The organism is Agrobacterium leguminum (assembly GCF_015704895.1).
Taxonomy (GTDB): domain Bacteria; phylum Pseudomonadota; class Alphaproteobacteria; order Rhizobiales; family Rhizobiaceae; genus Agrobacterium; species Agrobacterium leguminum.
In genome coordinates this window covers 119324-139375 of sequence record NZ_JADQWB010000012.1, presented here as the reverse complement: position 1 = coordinate 139375, position 20052 = coordinate 119324, and the positions used below count along the sequence as shown (strand labels likewise).

Genomic DNA, 20052 nt, shown 5'->3' with positions numbered 1-20052 from the left:
CAAATCAAAAGGCCGCAAATGCGGCCTTTATGTTATAATAAAACCATCAACGCGGGGTGGAGCAGCCCGGTAGCTCGTCAGGCTCATAACCTGAAGGCCGCAGGTTCAAATCCTGCCCCCGCAACCAAACATCTAAAACTCCCGGAGCTAACGCCACGGGAGTTTTTTTGTTTCTCGCTATCCTATAATGGCAAGGTGTCCGTCGAGAGATCAGACCTTCGGTGGTGCTCGGACGGCTTCGAGATCGGCTGCGACAACAAGGAGAAGGGCCGGGTGGCCTTCGCGCTGGATTGCTGCGACCGGGAGGCCATTGCCATGTCGCGACCACCGAAGGGATCAAAAGCCAGGACGTGCAGGACCTTGTCATCACGGCTGTCGAAAGCCGTTTCGGACGCGTCAACACCCTTCCGGAGCCAATCGAATGGCTGACCGACAACGGCTCATGTTTTGTTGCCAAGGACACCAAAACCCTGTTGCGTGATATCGGCATGGAACCGCGCTCGACACCTGTTCGAAGCCCGCAATCGAACGGCATGGCCGAAGCCTTTGTGAAAACGTTCAAGCGGGACTATTGTCTCGGTCAACCCCGTGCCCGATGCGCAGACCGTCATCGACAAACTGCCGATCTGGTTCGAGCACTACAATAGCTTTCACCCGCATAAAGCTCTCGGCTACCGCTCGCCAAAAGAATTCCCGGCCGACAAGAAACGCCAATCCTCATTCATTGGATCAATTTGATGACGGTAACTGTGATATTGGGTCCGGAATATGACCAGCACCTACGGGCGGCGGTGATGGAAGTCATGCGGCAGCTTGGTGCATCAATCGAAAGTCGGAATTGGGCCGTCGCCGGATCGCAGGAAATCGAAACAGTTCAGGCACAATTGGCGGGAAACGCAATAACCATTGAGGCAGAAACCTATATTGGACTTTCTATCACTGGCGAAGAGAATATGATCAATGAAATCTCAAAGCGAGTGAAGCAGGCCACTCAACCTATCCCAACCTGATTCCGTCCGGTATTTTGGCGGCAACTACACGGTCTGTTTACGGCCCCAACTCTGTCGTCGGGTGAAACTTGAACGAATTGTAACTTTCAGATGGCAGCGAAAGCACGCCGAACGGCCGCAATGGGGGCGGAATCAGTCGTAGATGTCGCCCGCGCCCATGGCTTCTATTACATCGCTGGTCTCCCGAAGCGAACAGTCCGCCCCCGGCCCAAATCGGTTGTTCTGTTGAATGGCGGAAATGGATTCAGTTCTCACCATTTCCGCTCCGACGGTCGCATTCAGGCTGGAATTTACAAGAGCCGTGGCCGCTTATTCATAGGCTTCCCAGCGCGTTGATTGTGAAAGCCAGAACGCCCATGTTGAAAATGAATGCCGCCATGCATTGGAACAGGACGACTTTACGCATGTGCCAACCCGTTACCGTGATATCCGAAGTCTGGAACGTCATGCCCAGTGTGAAGCTGAAATAAAATAGGTCCCAGTATCCAGGGCTCGGAGTATTGGGCACCTCCAGTCCACCGAGATCTTTTCCCTGTTCCTGGGAGTAGAAGAGGTGGATGTAGTGCATTGCAAAGACCGTATTTGCAAAGAGCCATGACAATATCAGCGTCAGAACAATCAGAGCGACATCCGTCCATTCCGGTGTCGTGGGTCTGGCGACCAGCGTTCCGATTGCGATGAGAACGACAAGGCAAAGCAGCACCGTGATCGCGAGCAGTCCTGCGCGGTTTGCATCGTTACGCTTTGCCGCAGTCCGAATTTCTTCAGGGCTGTCGTCAAGCAGTGGAAACGTGCTCACGATGAAAACGCATGTCGCCACATCGAACCCGACAAGGAGAGCGATATTCCACTCGGCATGCAACGCTGTAGCAACGATGACCGAAAACACAAGGGCCGCAGCAAAGACCAGGAAGCGTATCGGAGCTATTCTGTTACCGATCGTCATTTGGTATCCCCGATTCAACCGAACAAAGTTTCGTGGTCTGTTTGTTGCTTTCAAGAGAGGCGGCAATCAACTTTGAGGCTTACGTGGCGGACCACCGCGGGAGACGGCGACCTTTGCGGGACGTAAGGGACGAGCGCCGATGGCGTAGCCCGGTTCGGCCACCATCGTGACCGTGCCATGCGGGACACTTGGATCTTCCGCCTCGAACATTGCTTCGTGAAAATTCGGATCGAATGCTTTACCCTCAGGGTCGAGCTTGGTGACGCCATGCTTTTCCAGCGAGTGCAACAATTCCTTCCCGGTCAGTTCGACGCCTTCAATCAGCGTCTTTACCGGCCCTTCATCGTGGCGCAGTTTCTCCGGAATGCTGGTAATCGCACGATCGAGATTGTCTGCTACCCTCGTCATGTCGCGGGCGAACTGGGTGACGGCATATTGCTTCGCATCGCTTACATCGCGCTCTGCCCGGCGGCGCACATTCTCCGTCTCTGCCAACGCACGAAGCAGGCGATCCTGAAGACGCTTGATCTCCTCTTCAAGGATCGTGACTTTTTTTGATGGGGCGACTTCAGGTGCGGGCTGACGATCATCGGACACTTCGTTTTGCGCAGTGGTGTCGCCTTCAACGGGGTGAATGGACGTGTCCTTGTCCTTTATCTGCTTTTCATGAGGGTGGGTTTTGTCGTTGCTCATCGGAGTATCCTGTCGTGGTTTTTCATTTGGGCCGCCCCGGCGACACCGCGAATGCAGAGCGTGGGGAAAGGGTCAGGTGATCGTGCCGAGCTGGTAGGCGAGGCCGATCAATGCCACGCCCTGGAACATGAGATCGATCGCCAGCAACAGACCGAGCAGCCACGTGCTATTGAATGGCCATCCGATCAGGAACATCAGTCCCGCCAGAATTGTCAGTGTGCCCGATGCGACGACCCATCCCCATCCCTTTTCCGGTTTGGCCCTCAACCCCAGGATCAGGCGAACGATGCCCGATGTCGTGATCAAAAGAGCGACGACCAGAGTGAGGGCAACCGAGCTGAATGCAGGATTGGTGAAGGCGGCTATCCCGGCTGCGGTATAAAGCAGGCCACTGGCGAGCCACAGGAGAAAACCACCCCAGTTCCTGACGCTGAACGCGTGAAAGAATTGCAATGCGCCTGCCGCGGACATCAAAGCGCCAACATAAAAAACGGCCGCGATCGTTGCATAGAAAAGGTGGCCGGCCGCGATCGCGCCCAGCGCAATGAACAAAACACCGAGGAGCAAAAACCACCCCCATTTCTTTCGCAAGACGATAGAGTTTTCCGCACGAGTGGGAAACTTGGTTATGGTTGTCATCTCCGCCTCCTTCGTCAGGTCGGGTATCGGCGAGCAAGCGGTTGAACCTGCCAGCGCGAACCGCAACTGGCTGGAAATATCCACGCAATGACTGTGCCAGTTGAATAATTTAATGAAAGCAAAGCCTTGATGGTGGGGCCTCTGCCTTTGCGAAGACATATTGTCGGTTGTAGCCGGACAATATGTCGGCGGCATCGAGAAATGGCGAACGCATCGCATACCCGGCGCGCCAGTCTTTTCACCGCAGCTTCAGGTTACTTCACGGGTAGCCTGTAGTTGCCAAATCTCTTCAAACGGGCGTTTTCGAACTCGGCGAGCGTCTGCGGTTTGACGAACAGAGCCACGACCTCTGGATGAGCAGCGCGAACCTTCTTTTCGATCGAGGCCACGCAGGCTTCTATTTGTTCCGTGAACAGTGTCGGATCGAAGTCGATACTGAGAGCAACCATCGCCTGATCGGGGGCGAGTTGCGCCGTCAGGGCGCTGTTTGCATGAACTACTCCGGGCTCTTTCTGGGCTATCCGACAGATTGCCTCGACGAGGGCCGGCGTCGCCCGCTCCCCGATCAGAAGGCTTTTGCTCTCGATCGCAAGCAGGACAGCGGTAATCGCAAGGACAAAACCGATAAGGATGGAAGCAGCTCCATCGAGTACCGGCATGTCGAGTGTTTCGGCTGCGGCGATACCGATTGCGGCAATGATGATGCCGATCAGCGCGGCGGTATCCTCGAACAGCACCATGAATGCTGGCGGGTCCTTGCTTTGGCGGAATGCCGCCCAGAATCCGAGATTGCCACGCGCCTTAGCGAAAGCCCGCCAGCCAACCATCCAGGACGCGCTTTCAAAAACAAATGAGAGTGCCAGAACAATGTAGCTGATCCGGGCGTGTTCGACCGGGTGAGGGTCGATCGCATGGTGAATGCCCTGGTAGATTGAAACGCCGGCTCCAAGAGCAAACAGCATCAGAGCGACGATGAAGCTCCAGAAGTAGAGCTCGCGGCCAAATCCAAATGGATGGACGAGATCCGGTCGCCGAACCGCGCGGCGGTAACCGTAAAGAATGAGAGCTTCGTTGCCGCAATCGACAACAGAATGCACGGCTTCACTGAACATCGCCGCACTGCCGGTAATGGCCGCGGCAAACAGCTTTGTTATTGCGACCGCGATGTTGCCGGCCAGTGCAGCATAAACTGCAACTCTTGAGGAGTGCCGGCCCTGAATTCGCGGATCGGAAATGGATGCGGACACGAAACGAACTCCTATGTTCGATCGAAGAGAGGACAGGCTCTCCGGGGGTTGTCCGGGGCGTCACGTCGGTCTAGGTGCGGTCCGATTGCTTGGGCTTGTTTTCGTTCACCACTCTCATCAGATTGAAGAACCCCGCGATAAAGCCGATGCATAGGCATGTGATCAGGCCCCATGGTGAGGCGGAGAAGGCGTAGTCAATCAGCCATCCCAGCACTGCCCCCGCCACGATTGCTCCAACGAAGGCTGATGACAGGCGTAGACCGTATGCCATGGCCGATGCGCTCGTGGCCGATGCGACAAGGGCGTTGGCTTCCAAGGCATGTTCGGCATGATGGTGCCTCGCTGCGTCTATATCGTGATCGAGTCGGCGCCTTTGCTCTTCCAATGAGGGGCTACCCCCGGTCGCTTTTGCGGTAGTCTCACGCAGAGATGGTTCATCGTGCATGTTTTGAACTCTTCTTATCATCCGTGACCATGCGGAAAAATCCGCATTAATCCCATGTTAATCCATGTCGCGAAATGCATGGCCTGCGGCAGCCACACCCTCGACTACGCCGGGTGGCAACAGATCCTGCGCTGAAGTTCCGTCGAAAATCCATTCCTTGGGATCAGCAAAGTCGGGAAGGCTGGCTCCGGAACGGACGTAGAGACCAATGGCCGGCTTTTTCTCGTTAATGTAGAGATCATATTCTTGCATGGGAACCTCCTCGTTGATCTTGGCGATGTGCCGCGGGCAGTCACCTTCACCGTCACCCAGCCCCAAAGTGCAACAGGCGTGCCAACTGGATAATATTCAATCGAAACAGAGGCATGGCATTTTCCGTTTTCTGACCCATCGACAATATGTCGGGCCGCCGGAGGACATATTGTCCGTATCGCAAATCGGCGCCAGGACCGGGTTCCCTCAGCGAGCGCCCGGTATTCCTGGCGAACCTTGCTTCCTTTCCGGTGCATAATCGCGCCGATTGAAAGGCGGCTCGCGAGCATCGGCCTAGCATGCGCACTCGCCGCCCTTCACTGCCGACTGTTATCATCCGCCCTTCGACCTTGGACATTTTGTCTGAAATGATCGAGACATCCTGTCTGATTTTGATGCGAAATTGACTGTATATCATTGATATTTATAGGCGTTGGAAACTGGCACGCGTGTTGCTGGGATATTCGGGCAGTACCAACTGGCTGGCGGCATGGCCGTATGTGCACAGGCATAGATAACGCAGATCGGCATCCTGATCTGCGACGTCGACCTGGGGGTGAGTTGGCGGCAAGGCGAGGTGACCTTCGGACGCATGGCCGTGCGGGGGCGAACATCAAAACCGGAAGCAAACAGAGGAGTCATACGGTGAGTAAAGTTATCGGAATAGATCTGGGTACGACCAACTCCTGCGTTGCCGTGATGGACGGCAAGAACACGAAAATCATCGAAAATTCCGAGGGTGCGCGAACGACGCCCTCGATCGTCGCGTTCACAGCCGATGGCGAACGACTGGTGGGTCAGCCGGCTCGCCGGCAGGCCGTGACGAACCCCACGAATACAATTTTCGCCGTCAAGCGCCTGATCGGCCGCCGTTACGACGATCCGACGGTAGAAAAGGACAAGGGCCTCGTTCCTTACGCGATCGTCAAGGCGGGTAACGGCGATGCCTGGGTCGAGGCGGAAGGCAAGACCTACTCGCCATCACAGATTTCAGCCTTCATTCTTCAGAAGATGAAGGAAACGGCAGAGGCCAATCTCGGCGAGAAGATCACGCAGGCGGTCATTACCGTGCCCGCCTATTTCAACGACGCGCAGCGTCAGGCGACCAAGGATGCAGGCAAGATCGCCGGTCTGGAAGTGCTGCGCATTATCAACGAGCCGACGGCCGCAGCGCTGGCCTATGGACTCGACAAGAAGAAGCAGTCGAAGATCGCGGTTTACGATCTTGGTGGCGGCACGTTCGACGTTTCTATTCTCGACATTGGCGATGGCGTGTTCGAGGTTAAGTCGACAAATGGCGATACCTTCCTCGGTGGCGAGGATTTCGACATGCGCCTCGTCGAATACATCTCGTCCGAATTCAAGAAGGATCAGGGTATCGACCTGAAGACCGACAAGCTTGCCCTGCAGCGCCTCAAGGAGGCGGCGGAAAAAGCGAAGATCGAGCTCTCTACGACGACGCAGACCGAGGTCAATCTTCCCTTCATCACCGCAGACGCCACCGGGCCGAAGCATCTGCAGGTGAAGATCACACGCGCCAAGTTCGAGTCCCTCGTCGAGGATCTCGTCCAGCGAACCATCGAGCCCTGCCTGAGCGCCTTGAAGGATGCAGGGCTGACCGCAAAGGATGTCAGTGAGGTAGTCCTTGTCGGTGGCATGACCAGAATGCCAAAAATCCAGGAAGTGGTCGAAAAGATTTTCGGCAAGGAACCTCATAAGGGCGTCAACCCCGACGAAGTGGTCGCAATCGGCGCTGCGATCCAGGCGGGCGTATTGCAGGGAGACGTCAAGGACGTCCTGCTTCTCGACGTGACGCCTCTGTCTCTCGGACTGGAAACGCTCGGAGGTGTCTTCACCCGCCTCATCGAACGCAATACCACCGTGCCGGCGAAGAAGAGCCAGACCTTCTCCACCGCCGAAGACAATCAGAATGCGGTTACGATTCGTGTCTTCCAGGGTGAGCGTGAACTGGCGGCCGACAACAAACTGCTCGGTCAGTTCGATCTGATGGGCATCCCGCCGGCGCCGCGCGGCACCCCTCAGATCGAAGTTACATTCGACATCGACGCAAACGGCATCGTCAACGTCTCGGCCAAGGACAAGGGAACAGGTAAGGAACAGCGTATCCAGATTCAGGCGTCGGGCGGTCTTTCGGAAGCGGACATTGACCGGATGGTGAAGGATGCTGAAGCCCATGCCGAGGAAGACAAGAAACGAAGAGCCACCATCGAGGCCAAGAATGCTGGCGACGCGCTCGTTCACGAGACCGAAAAGGCGTTGGCCGAACACGGTGCAAAGCTTGGAGATGCCGACCGCAAGTCGATTGAGGACGCCTTGTCCGATCTGCGCGAAGCGTTGACTGGCAATGACGGCGAGGCGATCACGACGAAGGCCAATGCGCTTCAGCAGGTGAGCATGAAGTTGGCGGAAGCTGCCTATGCGCAATCGCAGCAGGCGGGTTCGAGTTCACAATCTGCAGGGAGCGATGATGTCGTTGATGCAGATTACACCGAGATCGACGACGAACAGAAGAAGGCCAATTGACAGGAGGCGTGCGGGGCGGCGCAGGCTTCTCCGCACCTTCTCTGGTGTTGCCAGGTTCGCAACGCTTGATCATGACTTGTTCAGTTTCGTGGACAGGAGTTTAAATGCTCCGAAAGGTTTTTGATCGGGAATGGCCCAACTCAAATTTTTAGCCGGAGCAAGATGTGAAAAACCCATATGAGGTGCTCGGTGTCAGCCAATCCGCGTCTGCGGCGGACATCCAGTCCGCGTATCGCAAGCTCGCGAAAAAGCTGCATCCCGACCTGAATCCCGGCGACAAAGCCGCGGAAGAGAAATTCAAGGAGGTTGCGGGAGCGTACGACCTGCTCAGCGATGCAGAAAAGCGGAAACGCTTTGATGCCGGGGAGATCGACGAGAGTGGAGCAGAGCGCCCGCAACATTCATATTACCGGAACTACGCCCATTCGGATGGCGGTCATCCCTATATGGATACGTCTGGTTTTGCCGACTTCATGGATAACGACGATGCCTTCGCCGAATTGCTCAGACGCGGACAGCGCAGCCGTGCCAACCGGCGAGGCGACGATCTGCACTATACTCTGGCGATCTCCTTCGTTGAATCGATTATCGGTGCCAGCAAGCGCTTGACACTACCGGGCGGCGGCACATTGGACGTCACCATTCCGGCCGGCCTTGTCGACGGCAAGACCCTTCGCCTCAAGGGCAAGGGAGCGCCGGGGGCAGGCAAAGGCGGTCCCGGCGATGCCCTCATCCAGATAGAGGTTCTGGCGGATCCTCGGTTCCAGCGTGATGGCGACGACATTTCCATCGATTTGCCGATTTCTCTTACAGAAGCCGTTCTTGGCGGCAAGATCCGGGTGCCGACACCGACCGGCGACGTGTCGATGTCAATACCGAAAGGTTCGAACACGGGTACGACGCTGCGCTTGCGCGGCAAAGGTGCACCGAGGCGAGGGGGCGGGCAGGGGGACGAGCTCGTCAGGCTCAGGATTGTCCTGCCCAGGCACGTAGACCCGGAGCTCGAGACTTTTGTGTCGAACTGGAGCGCTGGAAAAGACTTCAACCCACGCGAGGACAAGTCATGATTATCACGAAGAAGGAGTTCCTTATTCGCTCGGGTGTGCAGGGGCAGACGCTGGAATTCTGGATCGAGCAGGAATGGGTCAAGCCGGAACAAACGTCATCGGGACCGGGCTTTTCGGATGCGGATATCGCGCGGGTCCATCTCATCCGCGACCTTACAGAAAATGTGGGGGCGAATGACGCAGGTGTTGATGTTATTCTGCACCTGCTCGATCAGTTACACGGTATGCGCCGCGCTTTCGAACACCTGCAATCGCATTTGAAAAAAAAGGATGCTGAAGACGGCCAGCGCCCCTCTTAGGGAAAGAAAGCTTTAAAAAGTCCGGCATTGCCGAGATGTTCGATACAAGTGTCTTTAAGGGGTGGTAATGCCGGAATCTGAACTCAACGATACAGAACGTATGAAAGACCCCGAGTTTGGGCCGTGGCTTGCGCAGGCTTCGATCCTGGTCGTCGATGACGAGCCGGGCATGAGGAACTTCCTGCTGAAGACCCTCGGTCCTCGCTGCAAACTGATCGAGGAGGCGGAAAATACGGCCGAAGCATCCCGCAAGATCGATGCGACGCATTTTGACGTCGTTATCCTCGACAATATCATGCCCGATAAAAATGGTCTCGACTGGCTGGCGGAGCAGCGAGCAACCGGCTTCTTTGCCGATGTGATCCTCATGACCGCATATGCGGATCTGGACACGGCGATAAGTGCCGTCCGTGTCGGTGTTGTTGATTTCGTTCTGAAACCTTTCCGATCGAACCAGTTGTTGAACTCGATTGCGCGCTGTCTGGACCGCAGCCGGCTACAGCGCGAAAACGACGTGCTGCGGCATCAACTGAATTTTCCTGCCCACCAGGTCTATCTTCGCAACAATTTCGTCGGAAAGTCTCCTGCAACCGAAAAGGTGCGCTCGATGATTTCCCGCGTTGCCCCGATCTCGACATCGGTGCTGCTGACAGGACCATCAGGGACCGGCAAGGAGGTCGCGGCCCGCTCGCTACATTCACTCTCCGGGCGGGCCGACAAGCTGTTCGTGCCGATCAACTGCGGCGCTATCCCTGCGGACATGATCGAGAGCGAGCTGTTCGGCCACCTGAAGGGAGCCTTTACTGGAGCGAACAGAACCCGCGAGGGATTGTTTCTACATGCCCAGGGTGGCACGGTCTTTCTCGACGAGATCGCCGATCTGCCCTATCCGTTGCAAAGCAAGCTGTTGCGCGTGCTCGAGGATCGGCGCGTAAGGCCCGTCGGTTCCGAGAGAGAAATTCCCTTCGATGCCAGATTCATCTTTGCAACCAATGCCGACCTGGAGAAGCGCGTTGCAGAAGGTGCGTTTCGCGCCGACCTCTATTTCCGTATCAACGTGGTTCAGATCCAGTTGCCGCCGCTCAAGGACCGCGGTAACGACGTCCTGGAACTGGCCGCGCTGTTCATGCGCGAGGCGGTCCAGCAAGTTGGCATGCCGGCGGTCGAGATCGATGACCGCATCCGTTCTTATCTCCTGCGATATGACTGGCCAGGCAACATACGAGAGCTTAGAAACTTCATCGAAAGGGCCGTGATCCTGGGGGCTTTTCCCGATGAGGCCGAAAGATCTCCCCTGACACATGAAGATGCGGGAGGGCTGAGCCTGGCGGAAATCGAAAAACGTCACATTCTTTCCGTGCTGCGTGAGGTGGGCGGCGACCGTGAGGAGGCTGCTCGACGGCTCGGGATTTCCCGCAAGACGATCGACCGGAAATGTGTAAGCTGGAATGGATGAGGTTCAACACAACATCCCGAAGAAAAAGGCGTCGGTCCGGTATCGACTTCTGGCCACCGCGCTCGTACCGATGCTCGTTATCCTGCCCATTCTACTGGGAATCGCGATTTATCGTTGGAATGAGCGGTTTGACGCACTCGCGATTTCGAAAGTCAACGACGACCTGACCATCGCCCATTTTTACGTGGACAGGATGCTGGCTGCGACGGAGGAAAGACTTTCCGCCGTCAGTCAGTCCGCCCGGTTTCGCGATCTTACGGCGAGTGGCTCCACGTCGAATGCAGACCTCAATCTCTTCCTGAAGGAAGTCGCCGGTGATCGCGGCCTGGATTTTCTTTATCTAATCGACAGCTCGGGCAATGTTCTTGCAAGCAGTCGGCCGCTTGCGACTGTTTCACCCCGTTGGGACTGGCCTGTTGTTAAGGCAGCACTCGATGGCAAACGCTCTGCCGGTTTCGACGTGTTCGACCAGACAGAGCTTTCCGCGCTTGCACCGGACATTGCCGAGCGGGCTCGGATCGCTCTCATGTCCTCAAGCTCGGACGCGATGCCCAGCGGGCAGGAAGAGACCCGTGGTCTCGTTCTCCACGCCGCTACGATGGCAACCCGTGGAAGCGGGGAGCGCGGAGCATTGGTTGGCGGGGTGCTCCTGAACAACAACACCTCATTTATCGATGCCATTAACCGACTGATCTACGTCGAAGCCAGCCTGCCATCCGAAAGCCGTGGAACCGCGACAGTATTTCTGTCCGACGTCAGGATTGCTACCAATGTGGATCTATTCGACGGGCGGCGCGCGATAGGCACGCGTGTATCGAAAGATGTGGGGGAAGCGGTCCTCAAATACGGGCATACATGGAAGGAGCAGGCTTTCGTCGTCAATGACTGGTACATTTCGGCCTATCAGCCATTGCTGGACACCAACAACCGCCGCGTCGGCATGCTCTATGTCGGTTTCCTTCAAAAGCCCTTTACGGATGCCAAGCGCGAGGCCGTGATGGCAATCGTGATTGCCTTTGCGATTTCAGTTGCAGCCACAGTGCCCCTTTTCCTTGTTTGGGCAAATAATATCTTCCGGCCCCTTGAAAGGATGACCCGGACGATCGGTCGGGTAGAGACGGGGGATCTCTCGGCACGAACGGGGCTCCCTGAAATGACCGACGAAATTGGCCAGGTTGCGTCGGAACTGGACCATCTGCTCGATCAGGTTCAGGAGCGGGATGCAGAGCTGAGGTTATGGAATACTGAGCTTAATCAGCGTGTCGAGGAGCGCGCCAGAGAATTGCAAACGGCGAATGAACAGCTTGAGACAACGACCAAGCAGTTGATTATGTCAGAAAAGCTCGCGGCGATCGGTGAGATTACGGCTGGCGTCGCCCATGAGATTAACAATCCCATAGCCGTGATACAGGGCAACCTCGAAGTCATCCAAGGGATGATTGGATCCGATGCCGATAAAGCCAGAGACGAGTTCAAGCTGATAGACCAGCAACTTATGCGTATCAGCGAGATGGTCACCAATCTGCTCAGGTTTTCGAAGCCGCAGGAATATGCCGGTGTCCTTGAACGCTATCTGCCTTCTGATGTCGTCAATGACACCCTGCCGCTTGTTCATCATCTCCTGAAGAAAACCACGATCATCGTTGAACGTGACGACCGCGCATCGAGGCTCATCGCGATGCGCCGTACAGAATTGCAGCAGGTACTGATTAATCTGATTGTCAACGCGATCCACGCCATGCCGCGAGGAGGCGAATTACATATTGAGACGCTCGATTCCGAAATCGAAGCAACGGCGGGCGTCGAAATTAAGGTCTCTGATACCGGAAGTGGCATTGAGCCTGAGGTGGCGAAGAAAATATTCGATGCCTTCTTCACGACAAAACGCCGCGAGGGTACTGGCCTTGGTCTTTCAATCTGCCAGATGCTGGTGACGAGGCAGGGCGGTACGATATCGGTGCGAACGGCGCCAGGCCAGGGGACAACGTTTACGGTCTGGCTCCCTGAAGCCATATGACGGTCAGAATCCGGCCGACGATCACTGTGCAGATGTGGGTTAGATCTGTGATGATCGGAAAGACGGTATTCGCACCTACTCAGGCGAATACCGTCTCGATGTCTCCAGCAAGAAGACGTTGAGGAACCTGGGTGAGATGCCAGACATCACCCACTCGGTCGAAGACCCAGATCATATCGTAACGATCATCCGGCCAGTCGGGAACCTGCTCGCTTGGAGGAACCAGGATTCGCGCCATTGGCGGGATGTTTTTGTGTTCCCATGCAATCAGCACAGTGCCATCGCAAGAGATGACCGCATTGACAAGTTTGTCGAGCTCGTCTTTGCGAAAGGAGTTGTCGATACCTCCGGCAGCCTTGATATAGGCTGCGAGAGGCTCGATCGTCTGATATGGCCGCTTGCTGTGTTCGTCTTCTTCATGACCGGCACGGGCGGCGAACAGGTGGTCCGGTCGCATCAGCGGTGCTCGCGGGTGGCCACTGTCTGGCGCGAAGAGCTGAACCAAGGCACCGGCGCGCTGCCAGCCGCGGGGCGTCAATGATTTTGCGTCCGGCTGCCCGCTCGGGTCGACGCCGCCTATTCCGTGGCCATCCGGTTTCTCTGCGTGACGGACGACTAAAATTTTGGTCGTTGTCATGGTGCTTGTCCCGTTCTCCGCCTTTGCAACGCCTTGCAGTCAGATGTTGCTTCTGGCCCCGTGAGTTCCGTGTTTACCGACCCGACCGGGCCGGTAAACACGCCATTGGTGTCAGTTGCATTCTTCCTTTTCGCCTGTCCGAACGCTTTCGCTGCGGCCTAAGGCAGATAGGCGAACACGCCCGTGGGAGCGCCGCCAAAAATGGAAAACCCGCCCGGACCAGTTGCGGCCAGGGCAAAAAATCCTCCTGCCATGGTCACGTTCTTCAAAAGCTCGGTCATGTTTCCCCTGTGTGCGTCATAGCCCGTCGCGAGGCACCATAGACCCAACAGCACGCCGGCAGTATGCACCGGATAGCCTATGACGACGGCAACGCCGCCGACAAGTTCACACACTCCAATCAAATAGGCGAAAAACGACGGGTCGGACAATCTCAGCGCCCGGAGTCCTGGCACCAGTTTGGCTTCATCGCCGCGGAGCTTCAGTACGCCCCACACGATGAAAGGAACGCCCAGAAACAATCGAGCAATGAGAAGACCTGCATCATACATCAAGCTTCACCACGCCGGTTGCTCACAGTGGGACCGGTCGGCCCGAGGGCTCTTCTTCCAGGGTCACGGCGATGTCTGCATTCGCGGAAAGACGAATTTTGTCACCCTCGACGCCGGCCACGAACCCGAGCTCGATATAGTGATGATGTCCCTTGTGATGTCCAAAACTGTCGCTCTTGCTCAGCTTGATACGGTTTCCTTCCACCCGGTCGACTGTGCCGACATGCACGCCGTCGGCGCCGATGATTTCCATGCCTTCCTTGATCTTGTCGCTCATTTCAGATCTCCTTTGCTATAGACAGGTTAGATGCTTCAGCGTCCCTCTGAATCTCCGGTATGCCGGATCAAATTCAGGACAATTCCACCAGATGCCGTGCGCCGCCATAGAAAGCCGAAGACCGTTTCCAGGCCATTCATTTATGCCAGACCGGCATCGGTATTCGTCACGTTGCCTTATCGAATAGATCGTCGACATATTCCCAGTTCACGAGGTGCTCCAGGAAGGCCTTCAGGTAATCAGGCCGACGATTGCGGTAATCGATGTAATAGGAGTGCTCCCAGACATCGCAGCCGAGGATCGGCACGGCACCATGCACGAGTGGGCTCTCACCATTCGGCGATTTGGTAACGGCGAGCTTCCCGTTTTCAACGGCAAGCCAGCACCAGCCGGATCCAAACTGGCCGACGCCCGCCGCCACAAAGTCTGCCGTCAATTTCTCGACCGAGCCGAAATCACTTATAATCTGCTTCTCCAGCCGCCCCGGAATCGGACCGCCGCCCTTTGGTGTCATCCACCTCCAGAAATAGGTGTGGTTGAGGTCCTGACTGGCATTGTTGAAAAGAGGCACGTTCTTGCCGAACGATCCGGTCACCACCTCTTCGAGGCCGAGACCTTCCCACTCCGTCCCTTTGATCAGTGAATTAAGCGCATTCACATAGGCGGCGTGATGTTTGTCATGATGATATTCGAGTGTCTCTCTGGACATGTGCGGCGCCAGGGCATCATGGGGGTAGGGCAGGTCTGGAAGGGAAAATGCCATCGAAATCTCCTGTCGACTGAAGAAAGGCGGCAGCGACGACGGTCAGGTCACCGGTGCGGGGACAAATCTGGAACGACCCATCACAATGGAAGCCCGCGCCAACATCAACGCATCTCACTGTGATCGAAAAAGGGGAAGCAATACGCGTGCCAAGTATGTTCGTATTAAATATCAGGTATTTGCATCGTTGTTCATCGGGAGTCGCGACAAATTGGCGAACACCCTTCGGACAGATTGTCATCTTGCTGGGAACCTTTTGGGTGAGGACCATATCCGCTGGCTACGCTTAATACAGGAAAGCAGTTTGAGCATTCCGTCTTTATGCGCCCTATGCTGGCTGGCGCACCAGCATCTTCCAGCCGGGTCTGATTTCGGAAGCCAAGATACTCTCCACGCCGGCGACTGGACCTTGCAGGCACCGGCACATCGGCTGGGCCAGTTCTTCCATTTATTCGGAAGCTCTATCCGTTATGACAGATCCTTTCCGGACATTATCGGGCACCAGCCCCAGCGTATCGTTGTGACGACGACGTCAACATATTGAACTCAAGAGTTTGAATTGCAGCTAAGCGATCGGGATCGGTTTTCGGTCGCGCTCGACAACTTGTCCAATCAAACGCGGACAAGTTGACTTGGTGGCGTTGAAGTTAAAGTCAACACATTGATATTATTTTATATTCTAATTGGCATGATCATTGCTTCGGAGATTTCATCGTAGACCGGCGCACTTCGAACAAAGCCAAGCGTACTGTCGAAAGGCAGGGGTACGCGTGCACTCGCTAAGGCTGTCAACAGAAGTGCGAGCGATGCGGAACATCAATACCGGCGAGTATCGCGCCGCGCGGTGTTCCGGCCGGGAGGCGATCGACCCGACAATCGAAGGGCTCTGCAAAAATACAAACGGCCCGAATGAGCGACCAGATGGACGAGGAGATAGCGATGAACCTGCAACGGCTACAAACCAAAGATGCTTATTCCGATTTCGAAATTCATGAGAATAATATTGATCCTTCCTTCGATGCCTTGGGGAATGTCCACGATCCGGCGAACATCTGGACCCTAGGCATCGTAAACATCACCGATATCAAATATGTATATGCATCAGTCGCGGAAAATAGAGACGTCTACGGCAAATGGTTCAAGATCCCAGTGACCGGCAAGACTTGCGACACGAACTACGATGAGTGCATCGCAAATGGCGGTTGGAATGCAATACTTGCTCGCGCGAATAACTCATCGGTTTTCAATATCCGGCTGGCGACCGAACCCAATGAGTTTGGCGTAGCCACCGGAACGGAATTTCTCGATATCAAACCTGACCAGCGATTTGAAGGTGGCCTTCTCGGGATATGCTAGCGAACGAACGCCGCATATTGGCGCGTGCGGGATGCTGGACCCCGCTCCGACCGCAGTGCCGTCTACTCCTCAATAACGTTGCACGACCGGCCTCAGGAGATAGCTATATGACCGCAGTAACGATCGAGCAGCTTTCTAAAGACATGCAAGCCGCTATACAAAATCTTGAAGAATCGGGCCTGGTTCCGCAGTCACGGGATCAGCCCCTGAATGCCAATGATCTGCTCTTCTACCTGACAGGAACCTCCATGCCGATGGCGGATTTTCTGCATCAGCATGGTTTGTTTCTCGACAATCGAGGTCTCAATTTCGACCTGACGCAATTCGATGCGATAAAACAGACCGCGAACAAGATCATCGCGGAACGGCAGGCAGGTTATCTCGACGGCACCTGGAAAAAGTTCGATCTCTCCACCGATGAGGACATCGACACCAATGGCGGATATATCCTGACCGCGATTGCGGCCCTAGAGATCCTGTACGGGCAGCCGACGGGCTAAATTGGCTTAACCGACAGGACTATTTGTCTTCCCTGTACCGACATATTGTCCGAAACTTCGTCGAGTGCCTCGCGCAATATATTGATTTTGATAATTTATTTCGTTTGGCACAGAGGTTGCACAGCGTTCCGCAAACCCGGAGTATTTCCCATCGAAGGAGCGCGTTCATGTCCGATCTGATCGTGATTGTTTACCCGACCGAAGACAAGGCGGAAGCCATACGGGAGAAACTTCTGAACCTTCAGAAGGAGTACCTGATCGAGCTTTCCGACGCGGTGATCGCGGTCAAGCAGGGTAATGGTAGGGTCAAGCTCGTACAACTGATGAATACGACAGCGATCTCGGCCGTGTCCGGAGGCTTCTGGGGATTGCTGATCGGATCGATTTTCCTGATGCCTCTACTGGGAGCTTCCATCGGTGCGGCCTCCGGCGCTCTAAGCGGTGCATTGAGCGACTACGGCATCAATGATGGTTTCATGAAGGAACTTGCGACCAGTCTGAAGCCTGAAAACGCCGCACTGTTTCTACTGATCCGCAAGATGACCGCAGACAAGGTTCTCGATGAGCTCAAGGGAACCGGCGGGACGGTCCTCAGAACATCACTAAATCACTCGAAAGAACAGGCACTGCGCGACGCGCTGGCAGCATCCCCGGCTCTGGCAGGTTCGGCTCACACCGATACGCCGGCCGCAACCTGACGTCACCTGTTCCGATCATTGAAATCGCCGTTGTAAGGGGTGATAGACCATGAATATCGAAAAATTCACGGACCGCGCGAAGGGCTTTATCCAGTCGGCCCAATCGCTTGCCATGCGGGACGGAAATCCACAATTCAACAGCCTGCACCTTCTGAAGGTGTTGCTGGACGACAATGAGGGACTTGTCGCAGGCCTGATCGACCGTTCGGGCGGCAACGCGCGGACCGTTCATGCCGCGACCGAGGGCGCTCTTGAGAAATTGCCGAAGGTCTCCGGTTCGGGTGCTGGGCAGGTCTATATGGCCTCCGAACTTGCCCGTATATTCGACGCTGCGGAAAAGATCGCGGAAAAGGCCGGGGACAGCTTCGTGACGGTGGAACGCCTGTTCCAGGCATTGGTCGAGGACCGTGGCAGTGATGCGGGGAAGGTTCTTTCCGATACTGGTGTGAACCTTCAGGCGATCACGGCGGCGATCAGCGCGCTTCGCAAGGGGCGGACTGCGGACAATGCCTCGGCCGAAAACGCTTATGACGCTTTGAAAAAATACGCCCGCGATCTGACAAAGGCAGCGCGGGACGGAAAACTTGACCCAGTCATTGGCCGCGATGAGGAGATCCGTCGAACGGTTCAGGTGCTCTCGCGCCGGACCAAGAACAATCCCGTCCTTATAGGCGAACCCGGCGTCGGCAAGACTGCGATCGTTGAGGGGCTGGCGCTTCGGATTATCAACGGCGACGTGCCGGAAAGCCTGCATAACAAGAGACTGCTGGCGCTCGATCTCGGCGCTCTGATCGCCGGAGCGAAGTACAGGGGTGAATTCGAGGAGCGGTTGAAAGCCGTTCTGCAGGAGGTTACTTCTGCAGAAGGCGGCATCATCCTGTTCATCGACGAAATGCACACGCTGATCGGCGCCGGCAAGACCGATGGCGCCATGGATGCCTCCAACCTGCTGAAACCGGCGCTGGCCCGCGGCGAATTGCACTGCGTCGGTGCCACCACGCTCGACGAATATCGCAAGCATGTTGAAAAAGACCCGGCGCTGGCCCGCCGCTTTCAGCCGGTCTTCGTACCGGAACCCAGTGTCGAGGATACGATCTCGATCCTGCGCGGCCTCAAAGAAAAATACGAGCTTCACCACGGGGTCAGGATTTCGGACGCGGCGCTGGTGGCTGCGGCCACCTTGTCCAATCGTTACATCACGGACCGCTTCCTTCCCGACAAGGCGATCGACCTGATCGACGAGGCCGCAGCCCGGCTGAAGATGCAGGTCGATTCCAAGCCGGAAGAACTGGATTCCATCGACCGCGACGTTATTCGGCTAAAGATCGAGCAGGAGGCGTTGAAGAAGGAGAGTGACAAGGGGTCGAAGGCCCGTCTCCAGGCGCTCGAGAAGGAACTGGCCGAGCTGGAAAAAAGATCGGCCGACATGACCTCGACCTGGCAGGCCGAGAAGAGCAAGCTGTCGGACGCTCAAAAAATAAAGAGCGAGTTGGAGCAGTATCGAACCGATCTTGCGAATGCACAGCGCAAGGGGGAGTTCCAGCGCGCAGGCGAGCTTTCCTACAGCACCATTCCTGAACTGGAGAAGAAGCTCGCTGCCATCGAGGCAACCGAAACGTCCTCGATCAGCGAGACCGTGACTGCCGATAACATTGCCCAGGTTGTCTCCCGATGGACTGGCGTGCCCGTCACCAAGATGCTCGAGGGTGAAAAGGACAAGCTGCTCCATATGGAGGACAAGCTCGGGGAGCGCGTCATCGGCCAGGCTCAGGCCGTGCGCGCGGTGTCCACTGCCGTACGCCGCGCCCGGGCGGGCCTTCAGGACCCCAACCGGCCGATCGGTTCCTTCATGTTCCTCGGTCCGACGGGCGTCGGCAAGACAGAGCTTGCCAAGGCACTTGCCGAGTTTCTATTCGACGACGAGACCGCCATGGTTCGCATCGATATGTCCGAATTCATGGAGAAACATTCGGTCTCGCGGCTGATCGGGGCTCCTCCTGGCTATGTGGGTTATGACGAGGGTGGCGCACTGACCGAAGCCGTGCGCAGGCGACCCTATCAGGTCGTTCTGTTCGACGAGATCGAAAAGGCACATCCGGATGTTTTTAACGTGCTACTTCAGGTGCTCGACGACGGGCGTCTCACTGACGGTCAGGGCCGGACCGTGGACTTCCGCAATACGCTGATCATCATGACCTCGAATATCGGCGCCGAATACCTGGTCAACCAGCCGGAGGGCGAGAAGACCAGCGTGGTGCGCGAAGAGGTCATGGCGATGGTTCGCGTCCACTTCCGACCGGAATTCCTCAACCGCATCGATGCGATCATTCTGTTTCACCGCCTCCAGAAGAACGAGATGGGCCGGATAGTCGAGATCCAGTTCGCTCGCCTCAAGAGACTTCTCAGCGACCGGAAAATCAGCCTCTCACTTGATACAAAAGCGCAGAACTGGCTCGCAGAAAAAGGCTGGGACCCGGCCTTCGGAGCTCGTCCGCTGAAACGAGCCATTCAACGCTACGTACAGGATCCTCTGGCCGAACTGCTCTTGGGGGGAGAGGTCCATGACGACTCTACGGTAAAAGTCTCGGTCGGAAAGGACGGGCTCACCTTCAATGGCAAGAGCGTCAGGATCATCGATGACGATGACGAGTGAGG

General features: G+C 56.1%; 20 protein-coding genes, 1 tRNA gene and 1 pseudogene. 12 read left to right on the top strand and 10 right to left on the bottom strand.

The window, feature by feature from the left end; genetic code table 11:
* The first annotated feature begins 50 nt into the window (after positions 1 to 50).
* The 3 genes and pseudogenes from I3J13_RS17885 to I3J13_RS17875 all read left to right on the top strand — a co-directional run bounded on the left by I3J13_RS17885 (position 51) and on the right by I3J13_RS17875 (position 1010).
* Positions 51 to 127 (top strand) — tRNA-Met (locus I3J13_RS17885).
* Positions 128 to 183: 56 nt separating this feature from the next.
* Positions 184 to 738: pseudogene (locus I3J13_RS26060) on the top strand (integrase core domain-containing protein); the annotation flags it as partial.
* Positions 738 to 1010 (top strand): hypothetical protein, encoded by a 273-nt coding sequence (locus tag I3J13_RS17875; protein ID WP_196379625.1) that lies wholly within the window; start codon positions 738 to 740, stop codon positions 1008 to 1010. The pseudogene I3J13_RS26060 and the gene I3J13_RS17875, both read left to right, overlap by 1 nt.
* Before the next feature lie 313 nt (positions 1011 to 1323).
* On the opposite strand, the gene I3J13_RS17870 is transcribed toward I3J13_RS17875, so the two are convergent.
* The 6 genes from I3J13_RS17870 to I3J13_RS17845 form a co-directional block, all read right to left on the bottom strand.
* Positions 1324 to 1956: a DUF1345 domain-containing protein gene (locus tag I3J13_RS17870; protein WP_196379624.1), complete on the bottom strand. Its 633-nt coding sequence runs from the start codon at positions 1954 to 1956 to the stop codon at positions 1324 to 1326.
* Between the two features lie 66 nt (positions 1957 to 2022).
* On the bottom strand, positions 2023 to 2649 hold the full coding sequence (gene grpE / locus I3J13_RS17865) for a nucleotide exchange factor GrpE (protein ID WP_196379623.1): 627 nt from the start codon (positions 2647 to 2649) through the stop codon (positions 2023 to 2025).
* A 72-nt stretch (positions 2650 to 2721) separates the two neighbouring features.
* Positions 2722 to 3288, bottom strand: a complete 567-nt coding sequence (locus tag I3J13_RS17860) for an HdeD family acid-resistance protein (RefSeq protein WP_196379622.1) — start codon at positions 3286 to 3288, stop codon at positions 2722 to 2724.
* 254 nt (positions 3289 to 3542) lie between these two features.
* Complete coding sequence (locus tag I3J13_RS17855; RefSeq protein WP_196379630.1) at positions 3543 to 4508, bottom strand: cation diffusion facilitator family transporter; 966 nt, start codon at positions 4506 to 4508, stop codon at positions 3543 to 3545.
* A gap of 97 nt (positions 4509 to 4605) precedes the next feature.
* Positions 4606 to 4980, bottom strand: a complete 375-nt coding sequence (locus I3J13_RS17850) for an AtpZ/AtpI family protein (protein WP_196379621.1) — start codon at positions 4978 to 4980, stop codon at positions 4606 to 4608.
* Positions 4981 to 5037: 57 nt separating this feature from the next.
* Positions 5038 to 5232 (bottom strand): hypothetical protein, encoded by a 195-nt coding sequence (locus I3J13_RS17845; protein WP_196379620.1) that lies wholly within the window; start codon positions 5230 to 5232, stop codon positions 5038 to 5040.
* A 498-nt stretch (positions 5233 to 5730) separates the two neighbouring features.
* Between I3J13_RS17845 and dnaK the strand changes: the two genes are divergently transcribed.
* The 5 genes from dnaK (at position 5731) to I3J13_RS17820 (ending at position 12615) form a co-directional block, all read left to right on the top strand.
* Positions 5731 to 7776: a molecular chaperone DnaK gene (dnaK, locus tag I3J13_RS17840; protein ID WP_196379619.1), complete on the top strand. Its 2046-nt coding sequence runs from the start codon at positions 5731 to 5733 to the stop codon at positions 7774 to 7776.
* 164 nt (positions 7777 to 7940) lie between these two features.
* Entirely contained in the window at positions 7941 to 8843 is a 903-nt protein-coding gene (locus I3J13_RS17835; protein WP_196379618.1) for a DnaJ C-terminal domain-containing protein, read from the top strand.
* Positions 8840 to 9142, top strand: a complete 303-nt coding sequence (locus I3J13_RS17830) for a chaperone modulator CbpM (RefSeq protein WP_206696229.1) — start codon at positions 8840 to 8842, stop codon at positions 9140 to 9142. Before I3J13_RS17835 ends, I3J13_RS17830 begins: the two co-directional genes overlap by 4 nt.
* Positions 9143 to 9209: 67 nt before the next feature.
* Positions 9210 to 10598: a sigma-54-dependent transcriptional regulator gene (locus I3J13_RS17825; RefSeq protein ID WP_196379617.1), complete on the top strand. Its 1389-nt coding sequence runs from the start codon at positions 9210 to 9212 to the stop codon at positions 10596 to 10598.
* Positions 10591 to 12615 carry a sensor histidine kinase gene (locus I3J13_RS17820; protein ID WP_196379616.1) on the top strand — a complete coding sequence of 675 codons (2025 nt, stop codon included), beginning with the start codon at positions 10591 to 10593 and terminating at the stop codon, positions 12613 to 12615. The genes I3J13_RS17825 and I3J13_RS17820 overlap by 8 nt, the downstream gene beginning before the upstream one ends.
* A 79-nt stretch (positions 12616 to 12694) precedes the next feature.
* On the opposite strand, the gene I3J13_RS17815 is transcribed toward I3J13_RS17820, so the two are convergent.
* From I3J13_RS17815 to I3J13_RS17800, 4 genes are all read right to left on the bottom strand, one after another.
* Positions 12695 to 13252: a histidine phosphatase family protein gene (locus I3J13_RS17815; protein WP_196379615.1), complete on the bottom strand. Its 558-nt coding sequence runs from the start codon at positions 13250 to 13252 to the stop codon at positions 12695 to 12697.
* A gap of 158 nt (positions 13253 to 13410) precedes the next feature.
* On the bottom strand, positions 13411 to 13803 hold the full coding sequence (locus I3J13_RS17810; RefSeq protein WP_196379614.1) for a DoxX family protein: 393 nt from the start codon (positions 13801 to 13803) through the stop codon (positions 13411 to 13413).
* 22 nt (positions 13804 to 13825) lie between these two features.
* Positions 13826 to 14080, bottom strand: a complete 255-nt coding sequence (locus tag I3J13_RS17805) for a DUF2171 domain-containing protein (RefSeq protein ID WP_196379613.1) — start codon at positions 14078 to 14080, stop codon at positions 13826 to 13828.
* A gap of 166 nt (positions 14081 to 14246) precedes the next feature.
* The gene (locus tag I3J13_RS17800) at positions 14247 to 14843 is read right to left on the bottom strand and encodes a superoxide dismutase (RefSeq protein WP_196379612.1); all 597 of its coding nucleotides are present in this window, start codon (positions 14841 to 14843) and stop codon (positions 14247 to 14249) included.
* A 909-nt stretch (positions 14844 to 15752) separates the two neighbouring features.
* Here I3J13_RS17800 and I3J13_RS17795 point away from each other — a divergent pair.
* The 4 genes from I3J13_RS17795 to clpB all read left to right on the top strand — a co-directional run bounded on the left by I3J13_RS17795 (position 15753) and on the right by clpB (position 20050).
* On the top strand, positions 15753 to 16199 hold the full coding sequence (locus I3J13_RS17795) for a hypothetical protein (protein WP_196379611.1): 447 nt from the start codon (positions 15753 to 15755) through the stop codon (positions 16197 to 16199).
* A 107-nt stretch (positions 16200 to 16306) separates the two neighbouring features.
* Positions 16307 to 16699: a hypothetical protein gene (locus tag I3J13_RS17790; protein ID WP_059757595.1), complete on the top strand. Its 393-nt coding sequence runs from the start codon at positions 16307 to 16309 to the stop codon at positions 16697 to 16699.
* 167 nt (positions 16700 to 16866) lie between these two features.
* Positions 16867 to 17397 carry a DUF1269 domain-containing protein gene (locus tag I3J13_RS17785; RefSeq protein WP_196379610.1) on the top strand — a complete coding sequence of 177 codons (531 nt, stop codon included), beginning with the start codon at positions 16867 to 16869 and terminating at the stop codon, positions 17395 to 17397.
* Between the two features lie 49 nt (positions 17398 to 17446).
* A complete protein-coding gene (gene clpB / locus I3J13_RS17780) occupies positions 17447 to 20050 on the top strand; it encodes an ATP-dependent chaperone ClpB (RefSeq protein ID WP_142781130.1) in 2604 nt (867 codons plus the stop codon).
* Positions 20051 to 20052: the final 2 nt, after the last annotated feature.